Source organism: Streptomyces murinus (assembly GCF_002154555.1).
GTDB classification, from domain to species: Bacteria; Actinomycetota; Actinomycetes; order Streptomycetales; family Streptomycetaceae; genus Streptomyces; species Streptomyces murinus.
This window is the reverse complement of the sequence record NZ_MUNF01000521.1, coordinates 1-2,395: the sequence shown is the minus strand read 5'-3', so window position 1 is coordinate 2,395 and position 2,395 is coordinate 1. Positions and strand designations below refer to the sequence as shown.

At 70.1% G+C, this 2,395-nt stretch carries 2 protein-coding genes; both read left to right on the top strand.

All coding sequences use genetic code 11. From position 1 onward, the window contains the following. Positions 1-291: 291 nt before the first annotated feature. Positions 292-1,488: an amidohydrolase family protein gene (locus CCN72_RS28620; protein ID WP_086810804.1), complete on the top strand. Its 1,197-nt coding sequence runs from the start codon at positions 292-294 to the stop codon at positions 1,486-1,488. Further along, positions 1,488-2,395, top strand: a 908-nt coding sequence (locus tag CCN72_RS28615) for an acyl-CoA dehydrogenase family protein (protein WP_107430174.1), incomplete at its 3' end; no start/stop codon positions are given. The genes CCN72_RS28620 and CCN72_RS28615, both read left to right, overlap by 1 nt.

Below are 2,395 nucleotides of genomic sequence, written 5' to 3'. Positions count from 1 at the left end.
CTGTGGGAACTGGCCGCCCGCCGAGCCGCCCTCACCCCCGACCGCCCGGTCTTCCTCCAGTCGTCCCGCTCGCTGACCTTCGGCGAGCTGTGCGCGCGGGCGGCCAGTTCCCACAGGGTGCGGGCACAACCCAGCGACCGTGCGGTCTCGTTCGCCGGTGCCAAGGGGGACGGGTTCATGTTCGCCACCTGCCTTTTGCCGCCTCGTAGAGACGTTACTGACGGATCGTCAGGTCTGTGGCATGCTAACTGACGCGTCATCAGATATGACCCGGTCCGGCGGAGGGGAATCATGGCGATCGAACTGCCCCGCATCATCAGCGTCGACGACCACGTGATCGAGCCCGCCCACCTCTTCGAGACCTGGCTGCCGGCGAGGTACCGGGAGCGGGGGCCGCAGCCGCTCACCGCCGGGATCGGTGAACTCGCCTATGTGGGCGGGAAGTATCAGATCTCCATGGATCCCGAGGGGCCCGCGACGGACTGGTGGATCTATGAGGATCTGAAGTTCCCGTACAAGCGCAACATCGCCGCCGTCGGCTTCGACCGCGACGAGATGACCCTGGAGGGGATCACCCGGGAGCAGATGCGGCGGGGGTGCTGGGATCCCAAGGCGCGTCTTGAGGACATGGATCTCAACCATGTGGAGGGGAGCCTGTGTTTCCCCACCTTCCCCCGCTTCTGCGGGCAGACGTTCGCCGAGGCGCACGACAAGGAGGTCGCCCTCGCCTGTGTGCGCGCCTACAACGACTGGATGGTGGAGGAGTGGTGCGGGGACAGCGGGGGGCGGCTCATCCCGCTGTGCCTGATCCCCTTGTGGGACGTGGAGTTGGCGGTCGAGGAGATACGGCGGAACGCCGCGCGCGGGGTGCGGGCCGTCACCTTCTCCGAGATCCCGACGCACCTCGGGCTGCCGTCCATCCACACCGGTTACTGGGATCCGTTCTTCGCCGTCTGCCAGGACACCGGCACGGTCGTCAACATGCACATCGGCAGCAGCTCCCAGATGCCCGCCGCCTCCCCGGACGCCCCGCCCGCCGTCCAGGCCTCCCTGAGCTTCAACAACGCGATGGCCTCGATGATGGACTACCTCTTCAGCGGGGTCCTGGTGCGGTTCCCGCGGCTCAAACTCGCCTACTCCGAAGGGCAGATGGGGTGGGTGCCGTACGCCCTGGAGCGCGCCGACGACGTGTGGGCCGAGCACCGGGCCTGGGGCGGGGTGCGCGATCTGGTGCCCGAGCCCCCGTCGACGTACTACTACCGCCAGATCTACTGCTGCTTCTTCCGCGACAAGCACGGCGTCGCCTCGCTCGATGTCGTCGGCCGTGACAACGCCACCTTCGAGACCGACTATCCGCACGTCGACTCCACCTTCCCGCACACCGAGGAGGTCGCCCTCGACCATGTGCGGGGCCTGGACGAGGAGACCGTGTACAAGCTGATGCGCGGCAACGCCATCCGCATGCTCGGCCTCGACCTGGACCGGTGATGGACCTCTCCGACACCGTGGAGGAGGCGGAGTTCCGGGCGCGGCTGCGGGAGTGGCTCGCCGAGGTGCTGCCCGCCCTGCCGCCGAAGCCGGATCCGGCCGACTGGCCGGGGCGGCGCGCCTACGACCTCGGCTGGCAGCGGACGCTGTACGACGCCGGGTACGCCGATGTCCACTGGGACGCCTCCCCGGCGCTGCGGATGATCTTCCTGGAGGAGTCCGAGAAGGCGGGCGCGCCCTATGTCGGGGCGAACTTCGTCGGGCTGCTGCACGCCGGTCCGACCATCGCCGCCGAGGGCACCGACGCCCAGCGGGCCCGCTGGCTGCCACCGATCCTGCGCGGCGAGGAGGTGTGGTGCCAGGGGTTCAGCGAACCGGACGCCGGCTCCGACCTCGCGGCGCTGCGCACCCGGGCCCGCCGGGACGGCGACGACTACGTGGTCACCGGCAGCAAGATCTGGACCTCGCACGCGGAGGTCGCCGACTGGTGCGAACTCCTCGTCCGCACCGACCCGGACGCGCCCCGCCACCGGGGCATCACCTGGCTCGCGATGCCGATGGACGCCGAGGGGATCACCGTACGGCCGCTGCGCACGCTCGCCGGGTCCACCGAGTTCGCCGAGGTGTTCCTGGACGAGGTGCGGGTGCCGGCCGCCAACCGGGTCGGCGCCGAGAACGACGGCTGGCGCGTCACCATGGTCACCCTCTCCTTCGAGCGCGGCACCGCCTTCGTGGGGGAGGTCGTCGCCTGCCGCCGTGTCCTTCGCCAACTGGCGTGTACGGCACGGGAGAACGGCCGCTGGGACGACCCCGCGCTGCGCCGCCGACTCGGCCGCCTCGACGCCGAGTTCCGTGCGCTGTGGCGGCTGACCCAGTGGAACGTCAGCGAGGCGGCCGGGTCGGCGGC

Bases quoted from the DNA above. Each gene is read 5' to 3' on its own strand.
- CCN72_RS28620 (WP_086810804.1), top strand. From the start codon at position 292: ATGGCGATCGAACTGCCCCGCATCATCAGCGTCGACGACCACGTGATC.